The 1,654-nt window shown below is 43.8% G+C and carries 1 protein-coding gene; it reads left to right on the top strand.

Annotation, left to right across the window (positions count from 1 at the left end; all coding sequences use genetic code 11):
* The first annotated feature begins 459 nt into the window (after window positions 1–459).
* Window positions 460–1,623 carry a hypothetical protein gene (locus RW114_RS20545; protein ID WP_340124589.1) on the top strand — a complete coding sequence of 388 codons (1,164 nt, stop codon included), beginning with the start codon at window positions 460–462 and terminating at the stop codon, window positions 1,621–1,623.
* Window positions 1,624–1,654: the final 31 nt, after the last annotated feature.

Here is a 1,654-nt window from a genome sequence, read left to right as displayed (position 1 = left end):
TAGGCTGTCGAAATACAGCAACTTTGAATGTATTTTGATTTCCCGACTTATGGATTGATTCGAGTGGGTTTTAAAGTTGAATGGATTGCATTAAAATGAACATTAAAACAACGCACTCGTTCAATTACTGCAATTTCCCAAAGCCATGCCTCAACTGTCAAAACTTATACGTAGCCGTGACGAATGGAGAGCTAAAGCCGTTCAAAGGGCTGACGAAATCCGAGAGCACCGGAAAGCTAACAAGCGACATCAAGAGCAAATAGCCGACATTAAAAAGCAACTCAATGCTCTGCAACAATCCGCTGAAGACAATAAAAAAAACACTTAGCACCGACGACCGGACAAATTGTTGAGATAAAGCAAGCACAGGAAGTACGAACATTATGCATTTTGCTGGTTATACACGCGGTTGTGTCTTACCGTAGTGTCCCGAAAATTCTGAATTTATTTAACACCAGAATGCACCTTGGCTTAGACTGGGTTCCGCATTTCACCTCGGTTATTAACTGGACTTTGCGGCTGGGCTTAGGATTACTCAAACAAGTCAAACCTATCAGCACGCCGTGGCTGGCTATTATTGATCATTCTATTGATATTGGCACTAAAAAAGCCTTGGTGGTACTGAGGGTAAAGGTGGACGCATTATCTCAAAGAGGCTCTGCCATAAAACTGGAAGACTGTGAATGCATTGGCTTGAATGTCTGCGAACGCGTCAATGGTGACAGTATCGCGCTGGACTTGGAAGCTATTTTTAACCAAGCCGGAAGGCCAAATGCAATCATCAAAGACGGTGATTACACGCTGCAAAAAGGCGTTAGATTATGGTCTGCAAAGCAAGAGACGGAGATCCCCGTTATCGCCGATATCGGTCATTCGATGGCCACTGCGCTCAAGAAGCAGTTTGAACAAACAGCGGCTTACAAGTGTTTCACAGCCTTACTTACTCAAGGTGCCAGTCGTATGCGACAAACTGAGTTAGCGTTTTTGATACCGCCTAAATTAAGAAGCAAAGGACGCTTTCAAAGCATCAGCACCTTAGGCAAATGGGCCGATAAAATACTTGACGTATTCGCTGTTCAAGGTCGGGCTCAAAAGGGCAGCTTGTTAGATAAATTGCGCTCTGCGCTACCTGGTTTTCTGTTGCTAAAACCCTTTATTAAACGCTTTGCAATCACCACTCAGGTGGTCGCGGAAGTGATGGGCATTCTTAAAAACAAAGGTCTTGATCCAATCAGCTATGAACGGTGTTATCAACTCTCAGAAACACTGCCCAAAAACTCCAAAGTTAAGAAACATCTGCAAAAATGGTTGCAACAACACCTTGATATTCAGGCGCAGCTCGGCGACTTGCCGTTATTGGTCAGTAGCGACATTATCGAATCGCTGTTTGGTAATTTTAAGCATATTATTGAGCGGAGTCCGCAGGCCGATATGAATCGAACGACATTGTTAATTCCTGCGCTTTGCGGGCATCTTGATAAAGAAGTGATTAGCCAGGCGATAAACCAGGCTCGTCATAATGACTTAGAGATGTGGGAGAAATCAAGCATCCCCTATACCGTACGCAAGAAACGCAAAGCTTTTTTCAATAATATTGAAAGCCAAAAATCGGGGAATGTTTAGCTTGCGAAAAAGGGCTGATTTCGACAGCCTA

The organism is Methylobacter svalbardensis, assembly GCF_037671525.1.
Taxonomy (GTDB): domain Bacteria; phylum Pseudomonadota; class Gammaproteobacteria; order Methylococcales; family Methylomonadaceae; genus Methylobacter_A; species Methylobacter_A svalbardensis.
Note: the sequence above shows the minus strand (reverse complement) of the source record. Positions and strands in the feature narration are given on the sequence as shown.

Bases quoted from the DNA above. Each gene is read 5' to 3' on its own strand.
- RW114_RS20545 (WP_340124589.1), top strand. From the start codon at position 460: ATGCACCTTGGCTTAGACTGGGTTCCGCATTTCACCTCGGTTATTAAC.